Below are 25,258 nucleotides of genomic sequence, written 5' to 3' on the forward strand. Positions count from 1 at the left end.
CTCAGGCCACCGACACGGCCTGCGTCTCGATGGGCGCGAGCTGCAGCTCCGACGGCACCGGGATGTCGTACATCTTCGCCGCGTTGAGCCCGAGGATCTTCTTCTTCTGGTCGACGGTCAGCGGCGCGTACTCGGGCAGGTCCTCCGGGATCTGGAAGTCGACGAACCGCTCGACCAACCAGCGAGGCGTCCAGATCGCGTAGTCGCTGGAGAACTGGATGCGGTCCTCGTCCAGCCAGTACAGCAGCTCGCCGATGATCTGCGCGAAGTACTTGGGCCGGGTGTGGATGAACGGCATCGCGACGGCGAGCCCCGCGTGCACGTTCGGCTCCTGCGTGGCGATCCAGCAGAAGTCCTCCAGCCGCGGCAGCCCGCAGTGCTCCACGACGAAGTTCAGGTCGGTGAAGTCGGTGGCCGCGTGGTCGACGTCGGCGACGTCGAAGGCGTCGCGGTCCAGCGGCCGGATCGTCGGTCCTTTGTGGACATGGATGTTCTTGACGCCCAGTTCCTGGCAGGCTTCCAGGTACTTGTACGTCCACGGGTCGTTCAGCTTGTAACCGCGCGAGTCACCCTGCCACTCGGCGGTGTAGAGCTTGACGCCCTTGAGGCCGAAGCGTTCGGCGTCACGCCGGAACTGGTCGAGGCCCGCTTGTTCGAGCCGCGGGTCGAAGTTGTGGTTGTAGGTCAGCTTGCCCGGGTGCTTCTGCGTCAGCGCGAAAGCTTCTTCGGTCTGGCCGAAACCGTTGTGGTAGAACGCGCCCAGGTGAGCGGGCTGGAAGATCGCGTGGTCGACGTAGCCGTCTTCGAACAGGTCCTTCACCAGCCGGTCGCCACCCTGGTAGAGGTAGTCCTCGTACGGCCACACCTCGGACTCCGGGCTGAGGTTGCGGTGGTAGTCGTAGAAGCAGTCGATGAACTGCTTGCCGTGGATGTTGCGCTGGTTCTCCGGGCGCGCGTCCCAGAGCGCCACGTGGGCGTCCACGATGAAGTAGTTTTCGCCGTCCTTGCTGTACATGTGCGTCCTCCGCGTTCGTGACCGCCGTTGGCCCGTGCTGGCGACGGTAGGCACGTCGACCCTGGTCAGGGACCCACCCGGTGTCTCGATATGAGACAGGCGGGCGCGGCCGGCGGCCCTAGCCTGGGGGGAGTCCGACGCAGCGGAGGTCGAGGTGGAGAACCCGCAGGTGCAGGTCACGCGGTCGTTCGACGTGCGCGGGGCCGCCGCCATCGCGCCCCGGCTGCGGGCGTCCTGGCAGCGCAGCGTGCGCTACGGCGTGCCCGAGGACGAGGTCCTGCCGGTGTTCTCGGGCGCGGTCGACACCGGTTCGCTGCTCTACGAATGCGGCACCGAGGTGCTGCGCGGCCTGCAGGCGACCCTGGCCAACGAGCCGATCAGCCTGATGATCACCGACAGCGAAGGCCTGGTGCTGAGCCGGCTGTGCACGGACGTCTCGATCAGCCGCTCGCTCGACAAGGTGCACCTGGCGCCCGGCTTCTACTACGCCGAGCGCAACGCGGGCACCAACGGGCTCGGCCTGGCGCTCGCCGACCGCGCGCCGTCGCTGGTGCGCGGCGGCGAGCACTACTGCACCGACCTGCGTGGCTACACGTGCGCGGCGGTCCCGGTGCTGGACCCGATCACCGGCACGCTCGCCGGGAGCGTCAACCTGACGACGTGGTCGGAGCAGTCGTCCGAGCTGCTGCTGGCGCTGGCCCAGGCCGCGGCCGGGAACACCGCGGCGCTGATGCTGGCCCGCGCGTCCGGCCGGATCGCCCGCCCGACCCCGCGCGGCGAGGTGTTCCGCGTGTACGCCGACCGCGTCGACCCCGGTGACCTGCCGCGGCTCTCACCCGCCTGGACCACGGCGGTCGCCGAGACGCGGGCGGCGCTGACCGGCGGCCGGGTCGTCGCCGTCGTCGGCGAGCCGGGCGCGGGCAAGACGGCGCTGGCGTCGCTCGCGCACCGGGAGGTGCGGCCCCGCGACCGCGTGCTCAACGCGCGCCCGCCCGCACCCGACGACGTCGACACGTGGCTCACGCTCTGGACGCCCGAACTGACGAAGGACGACACATGCGTGATCGTGTCGGGCGTGGACGCGCTGCCCGCGTGGGCAGCGGGGGAGCTGGCGCGGCTGTTCACCGAGGCGCGGCACGCGGGCGGCCCGGTCCCGTTCGTGCTGACCGCGGAGGACGCCGACGCGCTGCCCGCGGCGCTGAGCCCGCTGGTCGACCGCGTCGTAGAGGTGCCGGCGCTGCGGTTCCGCCCCGACGACGTCCTCCCGCTGGCGCACCACTTCGCCCGGCGGGACCGCGGCCGCGACGTCACCTTCACGTCGGCGGCGTCGCGCGCGCTGATGGCCTACGACTGGCCGGAGAACGCGAAGCAGCTTCGGCGCGTGATGCGCGAAGCCGCCGCGCGCTCGGACGTCGTCGACACCCCGCACCTGCCCGCGGAGGTCTTCAGCGGGACGGGGCACCGGCTGAGCCGGTTGCAGGCCCTGGAACGCGACGAGATCGTGCGGTGCCTGTCGGAACCGGGCGCGACGGTGGTGCACGCGGCCGCGAAACTCGGCGTGGGCCGGGCGACGGTCTACCGCAAGATGGCGCAGTACGGGCTCAACGCGCGGCAGCTGAAGTCGTAGCGTTGTCGTGGGCCCAGCGCACCGCCGGGCCCATCGCGAAGCCCGCGGCCAGGAAGATCGCGCCCATCAGCAGCCAGCCGGGCAGGCCCCAGCCGATGACGACCGTACTCAGCAGCACCGGCCCGATCGCGCGCGCCACCGACACCCCGGTGCCGAAGAACCCCTGGTACTGGCCCTGTTTGTCGGCCGGCGCGAGCGCGAAGCCGATTTCCCAGGAGCCCGCCGACTGCAGCATCTCGCCGAGCACCTGCACCAGCGCGCCGACGACCAGCACCGCGAACGCGACCCACGGCGAGGTGCCCAGCGCCGAGAACGCGAAGGCGACGCAGGAGGCGAACAGCAGCACCCCGGACCGGCGGACCATCCGCGCCGCCGAGCCGATGCTCGCCAGCCGGCCGGCCACGCGGACCTGCAGCACCACCACGACGACGGTGTTGAGCACGAACAGCGCGGACACCGTCCAGCCCGGTGCGGCGGTGCGTTCCACGATCCACAGCGGGATCGCGACGCTCAGCAACGGCATGCGCAGCAACAGGATCGCGTTCAGCAGCGTCACCACGGCGTAGGGCCGGTCGCGCAGCACGGCCAGTTTCGGCTCGCCGGTTTCGGGGAGCGCTGACGGCGCCACGGTCGGGAGTCCGCAGAGCAGTGCCGCGGTGACCAGGAAACTCACGGCGTCGAGCGCGAAGACCGTGAGGTACGCCGACGCCGTGTCGGCCGACAGCGCGAGCCCGCCCAGCCCGGCGCCGACAGCGAGACCGGCGTTGCCCGCGGACTGCAGCTGCGCCCGGATGCGCGTGCGGTGTTCCGGGTCGGCGAGCGCGGCCAGCAGCGCCTGGCGGGCGGCGGCGAGGCCGGTCTGGCAGCTGCCGTAGAGGCAGGCGGCCAGGACGAACAGCAGCGGCGAGCGGACGACCGTGAAGGCGAGGATCGACACGGTCGTCGCCAGGGCGAGCAGCACCGCGGAGCCGCGGGCGCCGTGGCGGTCGGCGAGGTGCCCGAGCGGGACGCCCGCGACCGAGCCGACGGCCCAGCCGAGCGTGAGGCCGAGTCCGACCTGGGCCGGGCTCAGGCCGACGATCCGGGTGAAGAACAGGACCGAGCAGGTCAGGAACGCGCCGTCGCCGAGCGAGCCGGCCAGCTGGGCGGCCGCGAGCAGCCGTCCGGGCGCCGTCTTCGGGGCCTTCGCGGGGCGTTCCAGAGTCACCGTCATGAGAGTTACGTTAGGGCCCGGGTTGGCCCGATCCCAGATCCAATTATGGCCTTGTGCACTGGGCCAATGTAGGGTCGCCGGATGGACTTCCACGTCAGCCTGGCCGGGCGTGGCGACCTCAGCGTCCGGATCTACCGGCAGCTGCGCGACGCCATCCTCGACGGCCGGCTGCGCGAGGGCGAGCGGCTGCCGCCGACGCGCGAGCTGGCGCGGCGGCTGGCCGTCTCGCGCAACACCGTCGCGGTGGCCTACGACCGGCTGACCGCCGACGGGTTCCTCGCCGGGCGCGTCGGCGCCGGCACCTACGTGTGCGCGGAACTTCCCACGCGGACCAGGTCACGCAAGGCGCCTTCGGGGGCCGGGCCGCAGCCCAAAGCGGTGTGGCGGTCGCTGCCGCCGCCGGTCGCTCCGGTGGCGCGGGCGCCGGAGTACGACTTCCGCGTCGGCATCCCCGACGCCGCGCTGTTCCCGCTCGAGACGTGGCGGCGGCTGCTCGCGAGCGAGCTGCGGGACGCCGTCGGCTTCGCGCACTACGTCGACCCCGGCGGGTACGAGGGTCTGCGCGCGGCGATCGCCCGGCACGCCGGTGTCGCGCGTTCGGTGCGGGCCGACGCGGACGACGTCCTCGTCACCCAAGGCGCCCAGCAGGCGCTCGACCTGCTGTGCCGAGTGCTGCTCGTGCCGGGGGACCGGGTGGCGATCGAAGAACCCGGTTACCGGCTGGCGAAGCACCTCTTCGCGTCCCACGGCGCCGAAGTCGTCGGCGTGCCGGTGGACGGCGAAGGTCTCGACGTCGCCGCGCTGCCCCCGCGGACGCGGCTGGTGTACGTCACGCCGTCGCACCAGTTCCCGCTCGGCACGCCGATGTCGTTGTCGCGGCGGACGGCGCTGCTCGCGTGGGCCGAGCGCGCGGACGCCGTGATCGTCGAGGACGACTACGACAGCGAGTTCCGGTTCTCCGACCGGCCCCTGGAGCCGTTGCAGAGCCTCGATCGCGACGGCCGCGTCGCCTACGTGGGGTCGTTCTCCAAGACGCTGCTTCCCATGCTGCGCCTGGGTTTCCTGGTCGCGCCGGCGTCGTTGCGTGACGCGCTGCGCCACGCGCGTCAGCTCTCGGACTGGCACGGCGACCTGCCCGCGCAGGCCGCGCTGGCCCGGTTCATCGACGAAGGCCTGTTCGCCCGCCACATCCGCCGCGCGACGAAGGTGTACGCCGAGCGGCACGAGCGGATCACGTCGACGTTGGAAAGGGTGTTCGCGGGCCGCCTGCGGCTGATCCCGTCGGCGGCGGGCCTGCACCTGTGCGCCCTGTCCGACGACGACCTCGAGCCGGTCGCGGCCCGCGCTTCCCTTGCCGGAGCGGAAGTCCAGACCCTCTCCGACCTCTGCGGCGGCTACCCCGGGCAGGGCCTGGTGCTGGGCTACGGCGCGATCCCCGTGGAGCGGATCGACGACGGGCTCGCGGCGTTGGACCGTGCCTGGGTCTCGTGAGTGTTTAGGGCGGTTCTAACCGCCCTAAACACTCACGACCGGTGCGGCAGGGCTGGGTGGTTCGACGTGGTGGTCGGTCCGGCGCCGCGCGGCGATGAGGAGGCCGCCGGCTGACGTCGCCACCGCGGTGGCGAGGATCAGGAGCCAGCCGTGGCGGAAGTCCGTCAGGTCCGGGGTGCCCGCGAAGATCGCGACCAGCACCGCCGTGCCCAGGACCGTGCCGATCTGCCGCGTCGTGTTGACCATCGACGACCCCGCGCCCCAGCGGGCCGCGGGCAGGACCGTGCCCACGACGCCGGACAGCGACGGCAGGATCAGGCCGACGCCGATGCCCGTCAGCAGCTGCCCCGGCAGCATCGCACTCGCGTAGTCGCGCGTGGAATCCATGCACAGCAACCAGATCAGCACCCCCAGCCCGAACGAGACGCCGCCGAGCGCGACGATCGGGCCCGGCCCGAAGCGGTGCACGAACCGGCCGCCGAGGATCGACACCGGCACCACCATCAGCGGTCCCGGCGCCAGCGACAGCCCGGCCAGCAGCACCGAGTCGTGCCAGATCGACGTCAGGAACAGCACGTTGCCGAACAGCATCGCGGCGAACCCGGCGGCGAACACCCCGGTCGTCACGCACGCCAGCCACAACGTCGGGACGCGCAACGCGGGCAGGTCCAGCACCGGCACGGCGTGCCGCGCCGACCGCAGCGGCACCCACGCCAGCGCCATGACGGCCACGACGAACGCCGCCACGACGGCCGGTGAGCCCCAGCCGCGGTCGGGCGCTTCGACCAGCGCGTAGGCCAGCGCGCCGACGCCGACCAGGAGCCCGGCCGCGCCGAGCAGGTCCGGGACGCCGGTGCTCGTGTCGCGGGACTCGCGCAGCACGCGCGGGCCGGCCAGCAGCGTCAGCGCGCAGATCGGCAGGTTCACCAGGAAGACCCAGCGCCAGGAGGCCTCGACGAGCAGGCCGCCGACCGGCGGGCCGAGCGCCGCGGCGGCCGCGCCCACCGACGCCCAGACGCCGACCGCCATCGGCCGCCGGTGCGGCGGGAACGCCGTCAGCAGCAGCGCCAGCGACGTCGGCATGACCAGGGCCGCGCCGATCGCCTGCACCGCGCGGAAGCCGATCAGCACGGGGATCGACGGCGCGATCGCGCACGCGGCCGAGGCGAGCGTGAACACCGCGACGCCGATGAGGAACAGCCGCTTGCGGCCGTAGCGGTCGGCGAGCCGCCCGGCGGGCGCGAGGCAGGCGGCGAACAGGACCGTGTAGCCGTTGAGCACCCACGACAGCGTCGCGAGGTCGTCGCCCGGGAATGCGGCCCGGATGCCGGGGAAGGCGATGGTGACGATGAACGTGTCGAGGCTGGCCAGGAACGCCGCCGTCGAGACGACCAGCAGCACGAGTCCCGGCTTCGGCGCGATGTCCGTCATGACCCTCCTAGGTTTGAAAAAGCAACCTAGCCGGGACAGTGAGTTTCAACAAGAGACTGACCAGTTCGGAGCGACCTAGCTCACGCCGCGGCCCGCAGCTCTGCCCGCGCCTTGAGCGCCGCGAGGGTGTGTTCGATCGACTCGACGTTGTACCCGGGCCGGTCGACGCGGCCGGTGACCTTCGGCCCCATGAACTTCCGCACGACCCAGCTGCCGATCCGGTACCAGTTCTCGGTGACCACGCAGCCGGTCGCGGTCGGCGTCAGCACGTACTCCCACCGCGACACGCGCGAACCGAGCGGCGTCCGGACGTCGAAGGCGAACCGGCGGTCCGGCTCGCAGGCGACCACCAGCACCCGCGTCCACCAGCGCAGCTCGCCGTTGCGGTTGCGGCCGCGGAATCGCGCGCCCAGTGCCGGGCCGGTGCCGTCGAGCCAGCGGCCGCCGACGTTCTCCGGGCTCAGCTCGCCCATCCGCGGCAGGTCGGTGACCCACGACCACACCGTGGCCGCATCCACCGGAACGTCGATGCTGCGCGAAATCGTCGGCTCCACACCCGTGACGGTGACAGCGGCCGGCACCACCCGGCAAGGGGATCCGGCGTTGTCCGCAGCGCAGGAGAGCCGGTTGTTCAGGGTGGTCAGGCGCGGTAGGCCGAGTTGGTGAAAAAGTTGCGGCCGAAAGCAGGGTGTAAACCCGGACTTTCTGGGTACTTCGCGCGCGGGGGAGTCCTTACACGGAGGGAGCGGTGGTCAGCGTGATCCCGATCGAGGTCGTGGGGATGGCCGTCCCGGTGCCGGGGGAAGCCCCGCTGATGCTGTTGCGCGAACCGGACGGGGCGCGCCGCTGGCTCGCGATCATGATCGGCTACGGCGAGGCCGAGGCCCTGGTGCGGGCGCGCGAGCAGATCGAGCAGCCGCGGCCCGGCACGATCGAGCTGCTCGGCGACGTCCTCGCGGCGTTCGGCCAAGGCGTCGCGGCCGTCGAGCTGACCGAGGTCCGCGACGGCATCTTCTACGCCGACCTCGTGCTCGTCGACGGCACCCGCGTGTCGGCCCGGCCCAGCGACGCGGTCGCGCTCGGCCTGCGCCAGGGCGCGCCGATCCGGGTCGCCGAGGAGGTGCTCGACGTCGCGTCGGTGCAGCTCGAGGTGGAGCAGGAGGCCGAGGGCCCGGCGACCGACGCGCTCGACACCGAGGCCGAGGTCGCCCGCTTCCGCGCCGAGCTCGACGGGATCCGGCCCGAGGACTTCGACCTCTGACGCTCAGCTGCCGTCGCCGAAGTAGCCGACCAGGCTGTCCCAGGACCGCTCGTCCCGCCTGCGCGTCCACCACGACCGGAACGGGCCCGGCGCCATCGCGTGCCGGGTGTAGGACGTCATCGCCGCGCGGTAGACCTGCTCGGCCTGGTCCCACGTGACGCGTTCCTTGCGCCAGGCCAGCACCAGCCGCATCCGCATCGGGTCGCCGGCCAGCGGCCGGACGACCATGCCGGGCTGTTCGGGCGCGGTCGGCTCGACCAGCTGCACCGCCTGGCCGGCCGCGACCAGCTGACGGCCGCCGCCGTTCGGGCACTCGAAGCGGATCCGCGGGGTGAACCCGGCGCGGTGGGCCGCCGCGCGCAACGACGTCAGCGAACCGTCCTCGGGGCCCGGCGGGCCGATCCAGGCGTCGTCCGCGAGGTCGGCCAGCTCGACCTCGGTCGCCCCGGCCAGCCGGTGGCGCGCGGGCAGGCCGATGAAGACCGGGATCCAGGGGAGCAGCACCCGGTGCCCGAGGTGCTTGGCCAGCGGGACCTCCTGGTCGTCCGACATGGAGATGACGGCGACGTCGAGGGTCGCGCGCGCCAGCGAGTGGGCCAGCACCGCGCTCGACGGTTCCAAGTGGACGGTCACCTCGACGCCGGGCAATGCGTCGTCCAGCCGCTCGACGAACGTCGGCAGACAGTCCATTTGGGACGATCCCAGCCGCAGCGGCCCGGTGCCGGTCGAGCCGAGCAGGTCGGCCTCGAACCGGTCGAAGTCCAGCAGCAGCACCAAAGCCCGGCGCAGCGTCTGCTCGCCGGCCGGGGTGGGCGTGACGCCGGTGTGGCTGCGGACGAACAACGGCGTCCCGATCTGCCGCTCGAAGCGCTGCAGCAGGGACGTCAGCGACGGCTGGGACACGCCCAGCGCGGCGGCCGCCTGCGACAGGCTGCCCGCCTCGGCGATCGCGCAGATCGCCCGCAGCTGCCGGATCTCCAGGGCCATAGCCGGAGTCTATCGCCGCGAGCCATTACCGCCCGGGCGTCCACGGTGTGAGGCTCGGTGCGAAAGCCTGTCCGCTATTACCTGGAAGGGGAGCCGATGACCGGCGACCGAACCCGGCCCGACCTGCGCGCGCTGCTGAACGCGAAGGGGTTCCGGAACTGGATCCGCGACAGCTGGGAGCCCGCCGCCGACGTCGTCGAGGTGCCGGCGGGCACCGCCGAGGCCGCCGCCGCGCACCGGGCCCGGCTGTCCGCGGCGCTGCCCGGGCACCGGATCGCGCTCGCGGCTGGCCGCGCCGTGGTGCGGTCCAACGACACCTTCCACGGCTTCCGCGCCGACAGCGACTTCGTCTGGCTGACCGGCTGCCAGCGCGAAGGCGCGATCCTGGTGCTGACCCCGGCCGGCGACAGCCACCACGCGACGCTCTACGTCCCGCGCCCGGCCGAGCCGGACGAGACGGACTTCATCGGCGACGCCGACACCAGCCCGCTGTGGGTCGGCTCCGCGGCCACGCCGGGCGCGTACGCCGAGGCGCTCGGCCTCGAGTGCCGCCCGCTGGAGGACCTGCCCCGCGGCCTGCGCGGCCGGCACCCGCAGGTGCTGGTCGCCGCCGGGGTCGACCCGGTGCTCGACGCGTACGGCCAGGGCCACAGCGAGCGGCTGCGCACGGTCCTCGCGGAGCTGCGGCGGCTCAAGGGCGACTGGGAGGTGGGCCAGCTGCGGGCCGCCGTCGACGCCACCGCCCGCGGGTTCGCCGACGTGCTCGCCGCCCTCCCGGAGGCGGTGCGCGGCGGCGGGGAACGCTGGCTGCAGGGCACGTTCGACCGGCGCGCCCGCACCGAGGGCACCGGCCCCGGGTACACGTCGATCGTCGCGGCCGGGCGGAACGCGCCGGTGCTGCACTGGACGCGTTGCGACGGGCCGGTGGCCGAGGACAGCGTCGTGCTGCTCGACGCGGGCGTCGAGCTGGATTCGCTGTACACCGCCGACATCACCCGCACGTTCCCGGTCTCCGGGAAGTTCACCGCGGCCCAGCGCGACGTCTACGACCTGGTGCACGCGGCCCACGTCGCCGCGCTCGCCGAGGTTCGCGCGGGCAATGACTTCGCCGCGTTCCAGACGACCGCGCTGGGGGTGCTCGCGAAGGGGCTGCACGACTGGGGCGTGCTCCCGGTGTCGGTGGACGAGGCGCTCTCGCCCGACGGGCAGCAGCACCGCCGGTACATCGTCTGCGGCACCGGCCACTTCCTCGGGCTGGACGTGCACGACTGCGCCGCCGCGAGCCCGGAGGCTTACCGGGCGGGGCCGCTGGCCGAAGGGATGGCGCTGGCCGTCGAGCCCGGCCTGTACTTCCACGCCGGCGACCTCACGGTGCCGCCCGAGCTGCGCGGCCTGGGCGTGCGCATCGAGGACGACGTCGTGGTCACGGCGGCCGGGTACGAGCTGCTGTCCTCGGCGTTCCCCTCCACGGCCGAGGAGGTCGAGGCCTGGGTCCGCGTGGCATGATGACGTCCGATCGGTAAAGCGAACGATTCGCCGGGCCGATCGTACGGTTTGCCGAACGAAAGGGAGCTGCGGTGGAGGACTCGACGCCGTCGATCCGGGACATGCTGGCCGTCAACCTGCGGGCCGCGCGGACGGCACGGGGGCTGTCGCTGTCCGAGCTGTCCCGCCGGTCGGGGATCGGGAAGGCCACGCTCTCGCAGCTGGAGTCGGGCGGCGGGAACCCGACGATCGAGACCGTGTTCAGCCTGTCGCGGGTGCTCGAGGTGGCCATCTCCGACCTGCTCGACCAGCGGGCGGGCGGCGCGCTCACGGTGGTGCGGGCGGCCGAGGTCGAAGTGCTCCGCGGCGAGGGCGTCGACCTGCGCCCGCTGCGCCGGATCGAGACCGGCGACGGCGTCTTCGAGGTCTACGACCAGGTCGTGCGCGGGGACGCGCCGCAGCGGTCGCAGGGGCACGTCGGGATCGAGCACACCATCGTGCAGACCGGCAGCCTGCGCGTGGAGGTGGCCGGCCGGACGGTGGACGCCGGCCCCGGCGACTACGTCGCGTTCGACGCCCGCGAGCCGCACTGCTACACCGCGCTGGCGGCCCCGGTGCACTCGGTGCTGCTGCTGCAGTACCGCGCGGACGAACGGCTCGACGGCCGCCCGCACCCGGTGCTGCCGACCGGGCGTTGACACGGTCCGTCCGAGAACCTAGCGTTCGGTTTGACGAACGCGGAGGATCGATGAACGGAACGCGGGTGGTCGTGCTCGGGGCCGGGGTCGTCGGTGCCGCGTGCGCCCGGGAGCTGAGCCTGGCCGGCTTCGACGTCGTGGTCGTGGACCGGGGCCGGCCGGCCGGCGGGACCACTTCGCACGGCGAAGGCAACGTGCTCGTCTCCGACAAGGGGCCGGGTGCCGAGCTGGCGCTCGCGCGGCTGTCGGCCCGGCTGTGGCCGCGCGTCGTCGCCGAGATCGCAGCCGACGACCCGCGTGCCGCGGCCGCGACGGAGTTCGACGCCAAGGGCGGCATCGTCGTCGCCACCACGTCGGCCGGCGCCGCCGCGCTCACGGCGTTCGCCGAGACGCAGTCCGCCGCCGGAGTAGTCACGAAGTCGTTGACTGCTCTTGAAGTGGCTGCTCTCGAGCCCGCGTTGACCCGGTCGGTCGTCGCGGCCGTCCACTACCCGGAGGACGCGCAGGTGCAGCCGGCCGGCGCGACACTGGCGCTGCTGGGCTCGGCCCTCGCGCACGGCGCCCGGCTGCGGGCGGACACCGAGGTGATCGGCGCGGTCGTGACCGGCGGGCGGATCACCGGCGTCCGCGTCCCGGGCGAGGTGATCGACGCCGACGTCGTGGTGAACGCGACGGGCCCGTGGGCCGGGATCGTGTCCGCGCGGCTCGGTGCCCCGATCGCCGTCCGGCCGCGGCGGGGTGAGGTGCTGGTGACCACGCCGATGCCGGGAGTGGTGCGGCACAAGGTGTACGACGCGGACTACGTCGGCGCGGTCGGGGCGGACAGCGGCGAGCTGCAGACGTCCGCCGTCGTGGAGTCGACGTGGGGTGGCACGGTGCTGATCGGCTCGTCGCGGCGTCAGGTGGGGTTCGACGACACGCTCCGGCCGGACGTGCTGGGCGCGATCGCGGCGAAGGCGCTGCGCCTGTTCCCGGCGCTGGCGGACGCGGCGGTGATGCGCGCGTACGGCGGGTTCCGGCCGTACGTGGACGACCACCTGCCGGTGCTGGGCCCCGATCCGAGGCTGCCGAACCTGTGGCACGCGACCGGCCACGAGGGGGCGGGCATCGGCCTGAGCGTGGGGACGGCGCTGCTGCTGCGGGAGATGCTGACCGGAGTTGCCCCTTCTTGCCCGGTGGAGGAGTTCACGGTGGACCGTCCGGCGGTGCTGGCATGAGCCGCCCGATCCGCATTGTGGTGGACGGCGAGCCGCTTTCGGGCATCGAAGGCCAGACGGTGGCAGGAATCCTGCTGGCGTCGGGCCGATTGTCGTGGCGCACCACGCGATCGGGCGCACCACGGGGCGTGTTCTGCGGCATCGGCGCGTGTTTCGACTGCGTGCTGACGGTGAACGGAGTCCCGGACGTCCGAGCCTGCCGCCGCCGCGCAACCGACGGTGACGAGATCCGCACCCAGACCCGCCAGGAGAAGTCATGACCCGCCACGTGGTCGTCATCGGCGCGGGCCCCGCGGGCTTGGCCGCGGCCGAACAGGCGCTGCGGGCTGGTGCGGAGGTCACGGTACTTGACCAGGCCGAGGTCCCGGGCGGGCAATACCACCGAACGCTGCCGGAGGCGTACGAGACCCGAAAGCCGCACGACGGGGCCGATTTCGCGCAGCGGCGGCGGGTGCTGGAACACCCGAGGTGCCGGTGGTGGCCGAACAGCACGGTCTGGGCTCTCGTTCGTTTGGAAGCCGATCTCGCGCTTCGGGTTCACGTGCTTCGGGGTCCCGCCGACGGTTCCGCCCGGGAGCGGCACGTCCTCGCCCCCGATGCGCTTGTTCTGGCCACCGGTGCGCACGACCGGACTCTGCCCTTTCCCGGCTGGCAACTTCCGGGCGTCTTCACCGCCGGTGCGGCGCAAGCCCTTGCCAAAGGTGAGCGTGTCGCCGTCGGGCGGCGGGTGCTTGTCGCCGGGAGTGGGCCGTTTCTGCTGCCCGTTGCCGAGTCGCTGCTGGGCGTCGGGGCTGAGGTCGTCGCGATACTGGAGGCCAATCCCAACGCGACTGTCCGAAAAGGATGGTCCAGGCAGCCGTGGCGGTTGGCGCGTCACCTAACCAAAGCCACCGAACTCCTCCGCTATGCCGCCACGCTCGCCCGGCATCGCGTGCCGTACCGGATGGGCCGCGCCGTCATCGAAGCCCGCGGGGACGACCGGGTCCGTGAGGTCGTGACCGCTCGGCTCAACCCCGACTGGTCGGTCATCCCCGGCACCGAACGGATCTACCAGGTCGATGCGGTCTGCGTCGGGCACGGCTTCGTCCCGCAGCCCGAACTCGCCGTCGCCGCGGGTTGTGTGCTTGACGGCGGCTTCGTGCGGGTCGACGACGAGCAGCGCACCACCGTGGCAGGCGTCTTCGTCGCCGGGGAGATCACCGGGATCGGCGGGGCGATCGCCGCCGCGGCCGAGGGGGCGGTCGCGGGGCACGCGGCTGCGGGAGGCGGGCCGGATCGGGGCCTGCGTCGCGCCCGGGATCACGCCCGGGAGTTCGCCAAGAGGCTGGCAGCGGCCCATCCGATCGGCGACGGCTGGTCCGGGTGGCTGCGGCCCGACACGATCGTCTGCCGTTGTGAGGAGACCACGGTTGCCGATCTGCGCAAGGCCGCGAGTGATCCCGTTCGAGCCGGTTCGCACGCGCTGAAGCTCGGCACCCGTGCCGGGCTCGGACCGTGTCAGGGCCGGATGTGCGGCCCGGCCGTCGCCGAACTCTGCGGGGGTACCGAACGCCATCACCGTCCGATCGCCCAGCCGATCCGGCTCGGCGAACTCGCCGAGCCCGAGCACGAGCACGAACCCAAGGAGCCCCATGAGCACCCGTGACCTCGGTGGCGTCGTCGTCGCCACCGCGCTGCCCTACCGGCCGGACGACGCGGCCCCCGCCGGCCTCGCCGTCGACTACGACGCCTACGCCGAGCACTGCCGCTGGCTGGTGGCCAACGGCTGCCGCGGCGTCGGGCCCAACGGCTCCCTCGGCGAGTACTCCTCGCTCACCGACGTCGAACGCCGCCGCGTCGCCCGCACCGCGATCGAGGCCGTCGGGGACGACGGGATCGTGGTCGTCGGCGTCCACGGGCCCGGTGCGCACCAAGCAAAACAGTGGGCCGAAGCCGCCGCCGAGGACGGCGCCGACGGTGTGCTCTGCCTGCCGCCGACGCTCTACCGCGCCAACCGCGGCGAAGTGCTGGCCCACTTCGAGGCCGTCGCCTCGGTCGGGCTGCCCGTGATGGTCTACAACAACCCCTTCGACACCAAGGTCGACCTCACGCCCGACCTGCTCGCCGAGATCGCGCGGATCGACAACGTCGTGGCCGTCAAGGAGTTCTCCGGTGACGTCCGGCGCGTGCTGGAGATCCGCGAACGCGCACCGGAGCTGGCCGTGGTCAGCGGCGCCGACGACGTCGTGCTGGAGAGCCTGCTGATGGGCGCCACCGGCTGGTTCGCCGGCTTCCCGAACGTCTTCCCGGCCGAGTCGGCGCGCCTGTTCGACCTGGCGACGTCCGGCAAGCTCACCGAGGCGAAAGCGCTTTACGAGCCGCTGGTGGCCGCGTTCCGCTGGGATTCGCGCACCGAGTTCGTCCAGGCCATCAAGCTGGGCATGGACCTGGTCGGGCGGTACGGCGGCCCGTGCCGCCCGCCGCGCGGGCCGCTCACCGACGAGAACCGCGCGCAGGTCGAGGCAGACATGAACCGCGCGTTGAGTGCGCTGGGCGTGGCGTGATGCGGTCCTCGCGCGCGATCACCGCCGTCGACTCGCACACCGAGGGCATGCCGACGCGGGTCGTGACCGGTGGCGTCGCCGTCATCCCGGGCGACACGATGGCCGAACGCCGCCGGTACTTCCTGGAGCACCTCGACGACCTGCGGCTGTTCCTGATGAACGAGCCCCGTGGCCATTCCGCGATGAGCGGCGCGATCCTGCAGCCGCCGTGCCACCCGGACGCCGACTGGGGCGTCGTCTACATCGAGGTCTCCGGCTGCCTGCCGATGTGCGGCCACGGCACGATCGGCGTCGCCACCGTGCTGGTCGAGACGGGCATGGTCGCGGTCACCGAGCCGACGACCGTCGTGCGCCTCGACACCCCCGCCGGGCTCGTGCACGCCGAGGTCACCGTGCGCGACGGCCATGCCGAGCGCGTCAAACTCCGCAACGTGCCGTCGTTCCTGGCCGAGCGGGACGCCGTCGTGGACGTGCCCGGGCTGGGGGAGGTGCGCTACGACCTGGCCTACGGCGGGAACTTCTACGCCATCCTCGACCTGTCCACACTGGACATTCCGTTCGAACGAGCGGAGAAGGAAAGGATCCTGAAGGCCGGGCTGTCCATCATGGACGCGATCAACGAGCAGCGGCCGCCGAAGCACCCGGCCGACCCGCTGATCGGCGGCTGCAAGCACGTCCAGTTCCTCGCCCCGGGGTCGGACGCCCGCGCGTCGCGCAACGCCATGGCCATCCACCCGGGCTGGTTCGACCGGTCGCCGTGCGGCACCGGCACGTCGGCGCGGATGGCGCAGCTGCACGCGCGCGGCGAGCTGCCGCTGCACACGCCGTTCGAGAACAGCTCGTTCATCGGCACGAAGTTCACCGGCGAGCTGGTCGCCGAGACCACGGTCGGCGGCGTGCCCGCGGTGGTGCCGGAGTTCTCGGGCCGCGCGTGGATCACCGGCACCGCGACCTACCTGCTCGATCCGGCCGACCCGTTCCCGACCGGGTTCGTCCTGTGAGCTGACGTCTCGACCGTGAAGCTACACGGTGCTATAGTAAACTCTATAGCGTCTGTAGTGGAGGTGGGTACATGAGGAACTGGTTCATCACCGGCGGCACGCCGGGCGGGTTCGGCATGGCGTACGCCGACGCCGCGCTCGAAGCGGGCGATCGGGTTGTGCTGACGGCCCGGCGTCCCGAGGAACTGAAGGAATGGGTCGCCGAGCACGGCGATCGCGCCCACGCCGTGCGGCTGGACGTCACCGCGCCCGATGAGGTCCGGCGGGCCGTCGCCGCGGCGCGCGAACGCTTCGGCGAGATCGACGTGCTGGTCAACAACGCCGGCCGCGGCTGGTACGGCTCGGTCGAGGGCACCGGCGACGACGTCGTGCGCGCCTCGTTCGAGCTGAACTTCTTCTCCGTGGTGACCGTGCTGCGCGAGGTGCTGCCGGGCATGCGCGCCCGCAGCTCCGGCTGGGTCGTCACGATGTCGTCGGCCGCGGGGATGGACGCCGTCCCGGGCTTCGGCTACTACAGCGCGGCGAAGTTCGCGGTCGAAGGCCTGTCCGACGCGCTGCGCCAGGAGGTCGAGCCGTTCGGGGTCAAGGTTCTCCTGGTCGAGCCCGGGGCCTTTCGGACGCACGCCTACGCCGGCTTCTCGGCCGAGCCGGTCCGCGAGACCGTCGACGCCTACGCGCCGTTGCTCGACGCCGTGCGCACCGCCTTCGTCGAGCAGGATGGCCGTCAGCCGGGCGATCCCGCCCGCGGCGTGCGCGCGGTGCTGGCGGCCATGGAACGGCCGGACCCGCCGCACCGGCTCGTCCTCGGCGGCCCGGCCTTCGACAAGGTCACGTCGAAGCTGCAAAAGACCCTCGACGCCGTCCGCGCGGATGAGGCCGTGTCCCGTGGTGCCGACTTCCCTGATGTCGCTTAGGAATGAAGAGACCGTGCTCGAAGACAGCCTGGACGCCGTCAGCGCCCGGCCGGCGACTACACCTTCATGACGACCCCGCTGTCGGCACAGTCTACTCACCGGTAGGCGACCGTCACCGGCGCGTGGACGCTCCGCGGCGGGAGCGTGACGGTCAGGGTGTGCGTTACAGCGTCCCAGTGGTACGCGCTGGCCGGTAGCCGGTCACCGCCGGCCGTGACCGTCTTCGGTGCGGTGGCCCCGAGGAACGTGACCGTCCACCGGCGATCCCGTACCTGGCCGGGGAAAGAGCCGTCGGACGGGTCGATCCGCACGGTGTGGTTGCCCGCGCTGTAGCGGACCTTGGTGGTCGCGCTCCGGCCGCTGCTGCCGTTGTCGTCGTAGAGGGTGAACGTGCTCGACGCGCCTTCGGCGACGGTGAGCGTCAGGGCGTCGAGCGGGTTGCGGACGTCGTCGGTGACGTTCCTGGTCCGGCTGGGCACCATCCCGCCCGCCTTGACGAACACCGGCATCGTGCTCAGGTCGGTGGTGACCGCCTGGGTCGTGCCGCCGGCGTAGGTCTTGCCGGTGAAGTAGTCCGTCCACTGACCCGGCGGGAACCAGACGTTCGTGGTCGCGGTCGTGCCCGGGGTGGTGACCGGCGCGACCAGCACGTCCGGCCCGTACAGGTATTCGCTGCCGGCCAGCTGGTAGGCGTTCGGCTCCTCGGGGTAGTCGAGGTAGAGCGGCCGGGTCACCGGGATGCCGGTCGTGGCCGCCTGCTGGGCGAGTGTGTAGGTGTAGGGCACGAGGTTCTCGCGCAGGTTGAGGAACTTCGTCGCCGACGCCTTCGCCTCGGGCCCGTACTGCCACGGCAGCCGGTCGCTGTGGTTGCTGTGCAGGCGATCGATGGGCTGGAACGTGCCGAGCTGCACCCAGCGCGCGTACAGGTCGTCCGGCAGCTTCTTGGTGCGCCCGCCGTCGTAGGTCTCGGAGCCGGGCAGGCCGGTGGTGTCGTTGTGCCCGCCGATGTCGTGGCTGACCGCGGACATCCCGGTCGCGGCCGCCTCGCCGGGGGTGTAGCCGACCTCCATGCGCAGCGTGCCCCAGGTGGACGACGTGTCGCCGGTGAAGTGGATCGCCGAGCGCTTGTCGGCCCACGGGCCGGTCGGCACGGCGGCCGGGTTGCCGTAGCCGCCCGACTGCAGCGAACCGTAGGCGCGGGAGATGACGAAGCCGCGGCCGATCGCGCGGTCCGCGTCGTCGGCGTACTGCTGGTTGATCCACGCGTCCGGCGTCACACCGTCCAAAGAGGACTGCGAGCCGTCGCAGCACCAGTCCAGCCACCAGAAGTCCACGCCCTGGCGGTCCATCGTCTTGTGCAGGTCCAGGTAGGCTTTGAGCTGGTTCGGGTCGCCCCAGTCGAAGGAGTAGCAGCCGCCGCCGCCCCCGCCGGACCCGCAGTTGGCCGTCTTCGTGAGCTTGCCCTTGGCCGTCGCCTGCGCCTGGGCGAACTGCGGGTCGGTGCTCCGGATGCTCGGGTGCGTGTTGAACGTGTTGTGCAGGCCCTGCGCCGCGGACCAGTCGAAGAACGCCTTCGGGTCGGGGAACTTCGCGGGATCGATATCCCACCCGTTCCACGTGTCGGGCGCCTTGAAGTCGGTGTCGGTGACCAGGACGTCCAGCGGGACGCCCTCCGCGCGGAACCGCGGCAGGATGGTGTTCTCGTAGTCCGCCGCGGTGCGGTCGATGTACTCCGAGTACCAGACGCCGTAGGCCCAGCGGGGGAGCAGCTCCGGCGGCCCGGTGAGGGTGGCCAGGTCGCCCAGCGCCCGCTGGTAGTCGTGGCCGTACCCGAAGACGTAGCCGTCGCGGTACGGCTTGCCGCCGTGGTCACCGCGCGGGGTCGGCTTGCCGGCCCGCTGGTCGTAGACCGCCGAGACGGTGTCGTCGAGGAGGTACCAGCCGTCGCGGTAGAGCAGCCCGGGGACCGTCTTCGGGTCGCCGTTGTCGCCGTTCACGCCGTCGAGGCCGCGGCGGTAGCCGCCGAGCGCGAGGTGCGGCGCCGGCGCGGGTGCCCCGGCGGGCGTCACCGCGAGGGTGTCGAGGTTGACGTGGCAGCTGGCGGGGTCGGGGCAGCCGAGGGTGACGTCGTTCGTGCCGGCCTTGAGCGCGACCGGGACGGACGCGGTGCCCCAGGTGTCCCAGTTGTCCGTCGCGGGCAGGGAAAGCACCTGCGTGGCGCCGCCGGCCGAGACCGTCGCGGTGCGCGTCTGGTGCAGGCCGTCGCCGCCGACGCCGTTGGCGTAACGCACCTGCAGCGAGTACGCGCCGTCGGCGGGCACGGCGACCACGCGCTGGGTCAGGCTCGAGCCCTGGTTCAGCTCCGCGAGGAAGCCCTGGCCGGCGTACCCGGCGTGGTCGGACGCGAGCTTCGCCGAGCCCGCGGTGCGCGCGGACTCCGCCTCGCAGTCGACGCCGTAACGGCAGTCCAGCATCGCTTTCGCCGACGCCGGCGGGTAACTTGCGTCGGGGCTCAGGAGCGCGACGCTGTCGACGTTGACGTTGCCCGAATCCGCGGCCGCGCGCGTCAGGGTGACCGTGTGCCGGCCCGCCGCGAGCTGCAGCGGGACGGACGCCACGCTCCACGTGTCCCAGTCCGCGGTCACCGGCAAGGAGACTGTCCGGCTCGCGCCGCCGTCGACCGACAGGGACAGGGTGCGCGTGACGTGCTGGCCGTCCCCGGCGACGGCGTTGGCGTAGCGGGTGTCGAAGCGGTACGCGCCGGCCGTGGGGACGTCGACGTCGGCGGAGAGCGAGTTGCCGGTGCCTTCGAAGCCGGCCACGAAGCCGCCGCCGGTGTAGCCGGTGTGGTCCGCGGCGACGGCCAGCCCGCTGTACTGCAGGTCTTCCGCCTCGCACAGCGCGCCGGCCGCGCACGTCAGGCGCTGCCACGGCGTCGAGGTGACCGGCGCCGGGCCGGCGTTCTCCTGCACGACGAGGTTCTGCGCGGTGAACGGCCCCGAACCGAGCTGGTACCGCAGGGTGACCGCGCTCGTCCGGATCGTCAGCCAGCCGCCGGAAGTGGTCGAGCTGAACGACGTCGGCCCGAACGCGTCACGGCCGATCGCGGTGAAGGTGGGGCGGTCGAGGAACTTGCCGTCGGCGGCGTACTCGGTCCGGATCAGGGTGGGGGAGAGCACTTGGAAGCGCGCGTCGCCCGCGGACACCGTTCGCGGCCGGGACGTGCCCGCCGCCGGTCCGGATCCGGCGACCGTCAAGGCCGCCACCGTGCTCAGGACCGCGACGACCGCGCAGGACCTCCGCCAACCGTTCGATGCCAACGGGCTGCTCCGTTCCCGGGACCGCTTACAACGTTGTAAATCTGGTGGTGGTGATCAGAGCACAGGCGTTCGACGGCTGTCCATAGGCAGGCCGGTTGTGTCCCGCGATCTGGCCGTACGCGGTGCTCCGAACGGCTCAGGGCCACCAGAGGTCGACGGCGATCTCGCGCAGCCGCTCGGTGAAGACGCCCGCCGGGTTGGCTTCGTGCAGGAGCTGCCGCAGGTCGGCCTCGAACGCTTCGCGACGGTCGCCGAACAGGTGCGGTGCCGCGCTGGACAACGAGAAGACCGCGGCGACGACGGCGTCGGCGTCCTTCGTGACGACCCGGCCCGGGACCTCGAACCGCCGTGGTCCGTGGAACCCGGCCGCGCGGTAGATCTCCGTCTCGCCCGCCGCCGTGCCGTCCGGGAGCACGCCCTGGCCCGCGCGGCGCACCGAGCCGAGGTACCGCCGCACCAGATCGGTGATCGCGTCGTGCGGCGGTGCTTGGTCTCCCGGATCGACGCCCTGGTGCGTCGTGGCGTGGACGTGGGCGCAGACGCCGCCGGCGGCCAGCATCCCGTGCACGGCCGCCGCGACCGCCGGCCGGTCCAGCCAGTGGAACGACTGGGCGAAGGTGACCAAACGGAATTCGCCCAGATCCGCGGGCAGCTCCTCGGCCCGCCGGTGCACCCACCGGCAGGTGCCGATCTCCGCGTCCGCCGCGCGCCGGGCCGCCTCGGCGAGCATGTCCGGATCGGCGTCCAGGCCGACGGTTTCGCCGAACTTGCCGGCCAACAGCAAGGTCAGCGACCCGGGCCCGCAGCCGACGTCGAGCAGCCGGCCGGTTCCGTCGAGGCCCAGCTCGGCCGTGAACGCCTCCGCGAGGGCGTCCGGATAGGCGGCGCGGCCGCGCGCGTAGTACGCCGCGCTGCCGGAATACAGCGACGGATCCCAGTCCCAGCCACCAGCGATCACGGTGTGCAGCCTAGGGTGGTCAATCCCCACCCGGATAGCGCGTTTCCCGGCCGGAGGTTTGGGTATCAAGTTCCCGTCCTTGATCACTTCCCCGCGACGCCGGCCCGCCGGCGCGGAAGGCCTGCCGAACCCGTGTCCCCTCAGCCACCGATCCCCGTCTCCGGCCCGCGCCCCCTCGCGGCGCGCCGGACGGAGTACCGTCCCGGCCTGCTGATCCTGACCTTCGCCGGGGAGATCGACGCCCTGACCGTCCCGATCCTGGAGCGCGAGCTGCGCGACACCCCACCGGGTACGACGCTGGTGGACCTCACCCAGATCGCGTTCGTCGGCCTCGCCGGCGCCCGCGCCCTGGCGGCGGCCGCCGAACGCGCCGGGGCCGAAGGGCGTCATTTCGGGCTGGTGGCGAGCAGCCGCACGCTCGCACGGCTGTTCCGCATCACCGGCCTGGCCGCGGGTGTCCCGATGTTCGCGTCGCTGTCCGACGCGCTGCGGGAACTGCTCGCCGCCGGACTCCAAGACGCTGCCGGGTAACTGCTCGCGCTCCCGCCTCGCTGCGGTGGGACCACATTTCATTACGAACCGGTTTCGTTTCGTAAATGGGAGGTGGGTGTGCCCGGTGCCCGCGACGCGCGGCCCGCTCGGGGCAGGCCGCGTGACACCGGCCTGGACCTGGCGATCCTCGACGCGACACTGAGGCTGCTGGTCGAGGTCGGCTACGACCAGCTGTCCATCGAGGCGGTCGCGGCCGAAGCCGGCGTGGGCAAACCCACGATCTACCGGCGCTACGCCGGCAAGGCCGCGCTGGTGGCCGCGGCGGTCGAGCACCGCGCGGCGAGTGCGCCGCCCGCGACCGGGACCGGTGATCTGCGGCAGGACCTGGTGCGGACCGTGGGATGGCTGGCCGAGCAGATCGCCGAGCAGGAGGTCGGGCTGCTCGGCGCGCTGTTCGCCGGCATGCGTGGCGATCCGGACCTGGCGGCGAAGATGCGGCGGATCCTGCGGCGCGACGAAGCGGCGATGACCGAGCGGCCCTTCGACGGCGCGCGGGGCGACCACCTCGTCCCCGGCGCGGACAAGCTGTTCGCCGAGATCGTCCCGGCGCTCATCGTGCACCGGCTCGTGGTCGTGGGGGAGCCCAGCGACCGGAGCTTCGTCGAGCACATCGTCGACGACATCCTGCTGCCGCTGCTCCAGCGCCGGTCCCATTCCCATGGGTGATCGGGAACATCAATGGCCGGCGGCCGGGAATTGAGACATCCATCCTGTTGCGTGATGCGGCATTTGATGGCCTGAGCGGGTTGCGTTTCCCCCTTTTGGCCCTGTGACCTGCGATGGGCCACCTTTGATGGTGGAACGAGGTGAGCCCCCGTTGCGTGAACCGGAATTTCGTGTCTTCGGTGACAGGTCGATAGCTTCGAATTCATGGAATGGAGCTTTCAACCGGCCGAAGAACTCGTTGCCGCGTTGTGTGCCGGTGCGGTGACGTCGGTGGAACTGACCGACGAGGCCATCGCCCGCATCGAGCGTGACGACGAGGTGATCAACGCGATCTGCGTGCCGGACTTCGACCGTGCGCGGGCGGCCGCACGCCGGGCCGACCAAGCCCGCGCGCGGGGGGAGGACCGGCCGCTGCTCGGCGTTCCGGTGACGGTCAAGGAGTCGTACAACATCGCCGGGCTGCCCACGACCTGGGGCATGCCGCCGCACCGGGACCACGTGCCGGGCGAGGACGCGGTCCAGGTGTCGCGGCTCAAGGCCGCGGGCGCGGTGGTGCTCGGCAAGACCAATGTGCCGTTGGGGCTGCAGGACATCCAGAGCTTCAACGAGATCTACGGCACCACCACCAACCCGTGGGATCGCGGCCGCACGGCGGGCGGGTCCTCCGGCGGGTCGGCGGCGGCGCTGGCGTCCGGGTTCGGCGCGCTGTCCATCGGCTCCGACATCGCCGGCTCGCTGCGCACTCCCGCGCACTTCTGCGGCGTCTACGCGCACAAGCCGTCGCTCGGACTGGCGGCCAGTCGCGGGATGGTCCCGCCGGTCGAGCCGGCGTTGCCGGCCGACCTCGACCTCGCCGTCGTCGGTCCGATGGCGCGCACCGCCCGCGACCTCGCGCTCCTGCTCGACGTCATGGCCGGACCGGACCCGCTGACGTCCGGCGTGGCCCACCGGCTGGCCCTGCCGCCCGCCCGCCACGAGCGGCTCGGCGACTTCCGGGTCCTGGTCCTCGACGAGCACCCGCTCATCGCGACCGGGTCCGCCGTGCGGGCGGGCGTGGATCGGGTGGCGGCCGCGCTCGTCGACGGCGGCGCCCGCGTCGCCCGGCACAGCCCGCTGCTGCCCGATCTGACCGAAGCCGCGACGCTCTACATGCAGCTGCTGATTTCGGGTTCGCCCGCGCGGTTTCCCGTCGAAACGCTCGAGCAGCTGCGGACCCGCGTCGCCGGACTGAGCGCGGACGACCGGAGCCTGGACTCCGTGCGGCTGCGCGCCATGGTGCTCAGCCACGGCGACTGGCTGGTGGCGAGCAACCGCCGCGAGGTCCACCGCCACGGCTGGCGGCGGCTGTTCGCCGAGTTCGACGCCGTGGTGTGCCCGATCACGCCGACACCCGCGTTCCCGCACGACCACCACCCGAATCCGCTGGACCGGCGCGTCGACGTCGACGGCGTCGAGTACCCGTACTTCGACCAGCTCGTCTGGGCGGGCCTGGCGACCATGCCCGGGTTGCCCGCCACCGCCGTCCCCGCGGGCCGGTCTCCCGAGGGCCTGCCGGTCGGGGTGCAGCTCATCGGCCCGATGTTCGAGGACCGCACGCCGCTGCGGCTGGCCGAACTGCTGGAGCGGGAGATCGGCGGCTTCCGGAAGCCGGAGTAGGGCGTCACCGGACGGCGCGGCTCTGGACGCGGCGGGCGGCGGCGAGCACGAGCGGCGCCGCGAGCCAGCACAGGTACGCGCCGGTGCCGGTGATCAGGAACGAGAGGGGAACGGACAGCCCGAAGACGGCGGCCAGGCAGATGCTGCGCACCAGGCTCTGGGCGAACTCCGGCGGCGCGACGTCCGTGCGGTACAGGCGTTCGCGCCGGATCTCCCGGATGATCAGCGCGAACGTCGCGGACGCGAAGACCTGGACGAGCGCGTAGAAGCTGAACCGGGGCGGGAAGGCGCCGTCGGCGGTGAGCACCCGGGTGGCGAACGGCATCACGACCTGCATGAACAGCCACACCAGGGTGAGGCTGGTCAGGCGGGGGCTCAGCGAGCCGACGTAGCGGAAGATCTCGTGGTGGGCGCGCCAGTGGGCGGCGATCACCGTGAAGCTGAGCGCGAAGGCCAGGTACTCCTTGCCGTGGGCCAACGCCGAGCTCAGCATGGCGTCGGTGGTGTCGCCGGTGGGGACGGGCAGTTCCAGGGCGAGCAGGGTGAGGGCGATCGCGATCACCGCGTCGACGAACGTGGTGAGCCGGTCGGCGGCGGCCGTGCGTGCTTCGCCGGTCTCGCTCTCGCTGTGCTGGGTTCCCACGGTGGTCGGCTCCCGCGGGTTCAGGCGGCGACGGTCGGCGAGGGCGTGACGGCCAGGCGCTGGGACCGCACGGCGAGCACGATCATGACCGCCGGGATCAGCAGGTCGTTGACGAGGACGCCGCCGGTGTTGCCGGGGGCGTGGTCGCCGTTCGCGAACCACTGGTAGACGTGGCCGACGAGCGCGCCCCACAGGAACATGCCGGCGCCGAGGCCGATGGTGATGCGCTCGCGCGCCGACGCCGAAGCGGCGCGGAAGCCCATGATGGCCAGCCCGAGGTTGGCGAAGGCGATCTCGAACAGGAACGGCGTGCGGGGAAAGCCGATCGCGGTGGCCATCACGTCCGGGAAGGCGAGGAACGCGACCGTCATCCACAGGCTGCCGATGCCGAAGGCGCCGATGGCCCACCAGCGCTGCCAGATCTCAAGCCGCTCCCGGGCGGAGGCGGCGTGGCGGCCGCGGACGTAGGCGCCGATGGCCGGGACCAGGATCCAGACCAGGGGAAAGGCTGACTGGGCGAGGTAACCGAAGTTGTCCATGCCGTGAATCTTGCATGGTTAACATTAACTAGTCAACACTC

23 protein-coding genes are annotated in these 25,258 nt (G+C 72.4%); 14 read left to right on the forward strand and 9 right to left on the reverse strand.

Annotation, left to right across the window (positions count from 1 at the left end; all coding sequences use genetic code 11):
• Position 1: 1 nt before the first annotated feature.
• The gene (locus OG439_RS08430; protein ID WP_326948805.1) at positions 2 to 1,015 is read right to left on the reverse strand and encodes an amidohydrolase family protein; all 1,014 of its coding nucleotides are present in this window, start codon (positions 1,013 to 1,015) and stop codon (positions 2 to 4) included.
• A gap of 154 nt (positions 1,016 to 1,169) precedes the next feature.
• Here OG439_RS08430 and OG439_RS08435 point away from each other — a divergent pair, with 154 nt between their 5' ends.
• Positions 1,170 to 2,642, forward strand: a complete 1,473-nt coding sequence (locus tag OG439_RS08435; RefSeq protein ID WP_326948806.1) for a helix-turn-helix domain-containing protein — start codon at positions 1,170 to 1,172, stop codon at positions 2,640 to 2,642.
• On the opposite strand, the gene OG439_RS08440 is transcribed toward OG439_RS08435, so the two are convergent.
• Complete coding sequence (locus OG439_RS08440) at positions 2,617 to 3,855, reverse strand: MFS transporter (protein WP_326948807.1); 1,239 nt, start codon at positions 3,853 to 3,855, stop codon at positions 2,617 to 2,619. The two genes, OG439_RS08435 and OG439_RS08440, sit on opposite strands and share 26 nt — an antisense overlap.
• A gap of 81 nt (positions 3,856 to 3,936) precedes the next feature.
• Between OG439_RS08440 and pdxR the strand changes: the two genes are divergently transcribed.
• Positions 3,937 to 5,346: a MocR-like pyridoxine biosynthesis transcription factor PdxR gene (pdxR, locus tag OG439_RS08445; RefSeq protein ID WP_326948808.1), complete on the forward strand. Its 1,410-nt coding sequence runs from the start codon at positions 3,937 to 3,939 to the stop codon at positions 5,344 to 5,346.
• 24 nt (positions 5,347 to 5,370) lie between these two features.
• On the opposite strand, the gene OG439_RS08450 is transcribed toward pdxR, so the two are convergent.
• Both OG439_RS08450 and OG439_RS08455 read right to left on the reverse strand, forming a co-directional pair.
• A complete protein-coding gene (locus tag OG439_RS08450) occupies positions 5,371 to 6,777 on the reverse strand; it encodes an MFS transporter (RefSeq protein ID WP_326948809.1) in 1,407 nt (468 codons plus the stop codon).
• 80 nt (positions 6,778 to 6,857) lie between these two features.
• Positions 6,858 to 7,331: an SRPBCC family protein gene (locus OG439_RS08455; protein ID WP_247050976.1), complete on the reverse strand. Its 474-nt coding sequence runs from the start codon at positions 7,329 to 7,331 to the stop codon at positions 6,858 to 6,860.
• Positions 7,332 to 7,525: 194 nt separating this feature from the next.
• On the opposite strand from OG439_RS08455, the gene OG439_RS08460 reads away from it, so the two are divergent.
• Positions 7,526 to 8,038 (forward strand): bifunctional nuclease family protein, encoded by a 513-nt coding sequence (locus tag OG439_RS08460; protein WP_326948810.1) that lies wholly within the window; start codon positions 7,526 to 7,528, stop codon positions 8,036 to 8,038.
• A 3-nt stretch (positions 8,039 to 8,041) separates the two neighbouring features.
• On the opposite strand, the gene OG439_RS08465 is transcribed toward OG439_RS08460, so the two are convergent.
• Entirely contained in the window at positions 8,042 to 9,025 is a 984-nt protein-coding gene (locus OG439_RS08465; RefSeq protein ID WP_326948811.1) for a LysR family transcriptional regulator, read from the reverse strand.
• 96 nt (positions 9,026 to 9,121) lie between these two features.
• Here OG439_RS08465 and OG439_RS08470 point away from each other — a divergent pair, with 96 nt between their 5' ends.
• The 8 genes from OG439_RS08470 (at position 9,122) to OG439_RS08505 (ending at position 16,883) form a co-directional block, all read left to right on the forward strand.
• A complete protein-coding gene (locus OG439_RS08470; RefSeq protein ID WP_326948812.1) occupies positions 9,122 to 10,531 on the forward strand; it encodes an aminopeptidase P family protein in 1,410 nt (469 codons plus the stop codon).
• 71 nt (positions 10,532 to 10,602) lie between these two features.
• Positions 10,603 to 11,208 (forward strand): XRE family transcriptional regulator, encoded by a 606-nt coding sequence (locus tag OG439_RS08475; protein WP_247050981.1) that lies wholly within the window; start codon positions 10,603 to 10,605, stop codon positions 11,206 to 11,208.
• Between the two features lie 50 nt (positions 11,209 to 11,258).
• A complete protein-coding gene (locus tag OG439_RS08480) occupies positions 11,259 to 12,425 on the forward strand; it encodes an NAD(P)/FAD-dependent oxidoreductase (protein ID WP_326948813.1) in 1,167 nt (388 codons plus the stop codon).
• Positions 12,422 to 12,685 (forward strand): (2Fe-2S)-binding protein, encoded by a 264-nt coding sequence (locus tag OG439_RS08485; RefSeq protein ID WP_326948814.1) that lies wholly within the window; start codon positions 12,422 to 12,424, stop codon positions 12,683 to 12,685. The genes OG439_RS08480 and OG439_RS08485 overlap by 4 nt, the downstream gene beginning before the upstream one ends.
• Entirely contained in the window at positions 12,682 to 14,070 is a 1,389-nt protein-coding gene (locus OG439_RS08490) for an FAD/NAD(P)-dependent oxidoreductase (protein ID WP_326948815.1), read from the forward strand. Before OG439_RS08485 ends, OG439_RS08490 begins: the two co-directional genes overlap by 4 nt.
• On the forward strand, positions 14,057 to 14,968 hold the full coding sequence (locus OG439_RS08495; protein ID WP_326948816.1) for a dihydrodipicolinate synthase family protein: 912 nt from the start codon (positions 14,057 to 14,059) through the stop codon (positions 14,966 to 14,968). Before OG439_RS08490 ends, OG439_RS08495 begins: the two co-directional genes overlap by 14 nt.
• Positions 14,968 to 15,969, forward strand: coding sequence for a proline racemase family protein (locus OG439_RS08500; RefSeq protein ID WP_326948817.1), 1,002 nt, complete (start codon positions 14,968 to 14,970; stop codon positions 15,967 to 15,969). The genes OG439_RS08495 and OG439_RS08500 overlap by 1 nt, the downstream gene beginning before the upstream one ends.
• 71 nt (positions 15,970 to 16,040) lie before the next feature.
• Entirely contained in the window at positions 16,041 to 16,883 is an 843-nt protein-coding gene (locus OG439_RS08505; protein WP_326948818.1) for an SDR family NAD(P)-dependent oxidoreductase, read from the forward strand.
• 95 nt (positions 16,884 to 16,978) lie between these two features.
• Here the strand turns inward: OG439_RS08505 and OG439_RS08510 are convergent, their stop codons facing one another.
• Positions 16,979 to 20,149: a TIM-barrel domain-containing protein gene (locus tag OG439_RS08510; protein ID WP_326948819.1), complete on the reverse strand. Its 3,171-nt coding sequence runs from the start codon at positions 20,147 to 20,149 to the stop codon at positions 16,979 to 16,981.
• Between the two features lie 190 nt (positions 20,150 to 20,339).
• A complete protein-coding gene (locus OG439_RS08515) occupies positions 20,340 to 21,161 on the reverse strand; it encodes a class I SAM-dependent methyltransferase (RefSeq protein WP_326948820.1) in 822 nt (273 codons plus the stop codon).
• A gap of 132 nt (positions 21,162 to 21,293) precedes the next feature.
• On the opposite strand from OG439_RS08515, the gene OG439_RS08520 reads away from it, so the two are divergent.
• The 3 genes from OG439_RS08520 (at position 21,294) to OG439_RS08530 (ending at position 24,035) form a co-directional block, all read left to right on the forward strand.
• Entirely contained in the window at positions 21,294 to 21,692 is a 399-nt protein-coding gene (locus tag OG439_RS08520) for an STAS domain-containing protein (protein ID WP_247050989.1), read from the forward strand.
• Positions 21,693 to 21,770: 78 nt separating this feature from the next.
• The gene (locus OG439_RS08525) at positions 21,771 to 22,379 is read left to right on the forward strand and encodes a TetR/AcrR family transcriptional regulator (RefSeq protein WP_326948821.1); all 609 of its coding nucleotides are present in this window, start codon (positions 21,771 to 21,773) and stop codon (positions 22,377 to 22,379) included.
• A gap of 204 nt (positions 22,380 to 22,583) precedes the next feature.
• On the forward strand, positions 22,584 to 24,035 hold the full coding sequence (locus OG439_RS08530) for an amidase (protein ID WP_326948822.1): 1,452 nt from the start codon (positions 22,584 to 22,586) through the stop codon (positions 24,033 to 24,035).
• Between the two features lie 4 nt (positions 24,036 to 24,039).
• Here the strand turns inward: OG439_RS08530 and OG439_RS08535 are convergent, their stop codons facing one another.
• The gene (locus OG439_RS08535; protein ID WP_326948823.1) at positions 24,040 to 24,678 is read right to left on the reverse strand and encodes a TMEM175 family protein; all 639 of its coding nucleotides are present in this window, start codon (positions 24,676 to 24,678) and stop codon (positions 24,040 to 24,042) included.
• A gap of 20 nt (positions 24,679 to 24,698) precedes the next feature.
• Positions 24,699 to 25,217 (reverse strand): DUF6790 family protein, encoded by a 519-nt coding sequence (locus OG439_RS08540; RefSeq protein ID WP_326948824.1) that lies wholly within the window; start codon positions 25,215 to 25,217, stop codon positions 24,699 to 24,701.
• Positions 25,218 to 25,258 lie beyond the last annotated feature (41 nt).

Source organism: Amycolatopsis sp. NBC_01307 (genome assembly GCF_035975215.1).
Classification (GTDB): domain Bacteria; phylum Actinomycetota; class Actinomycetes; order Mycobacteriales; family Pseudonocardiaceae; genus Amycolatopsis.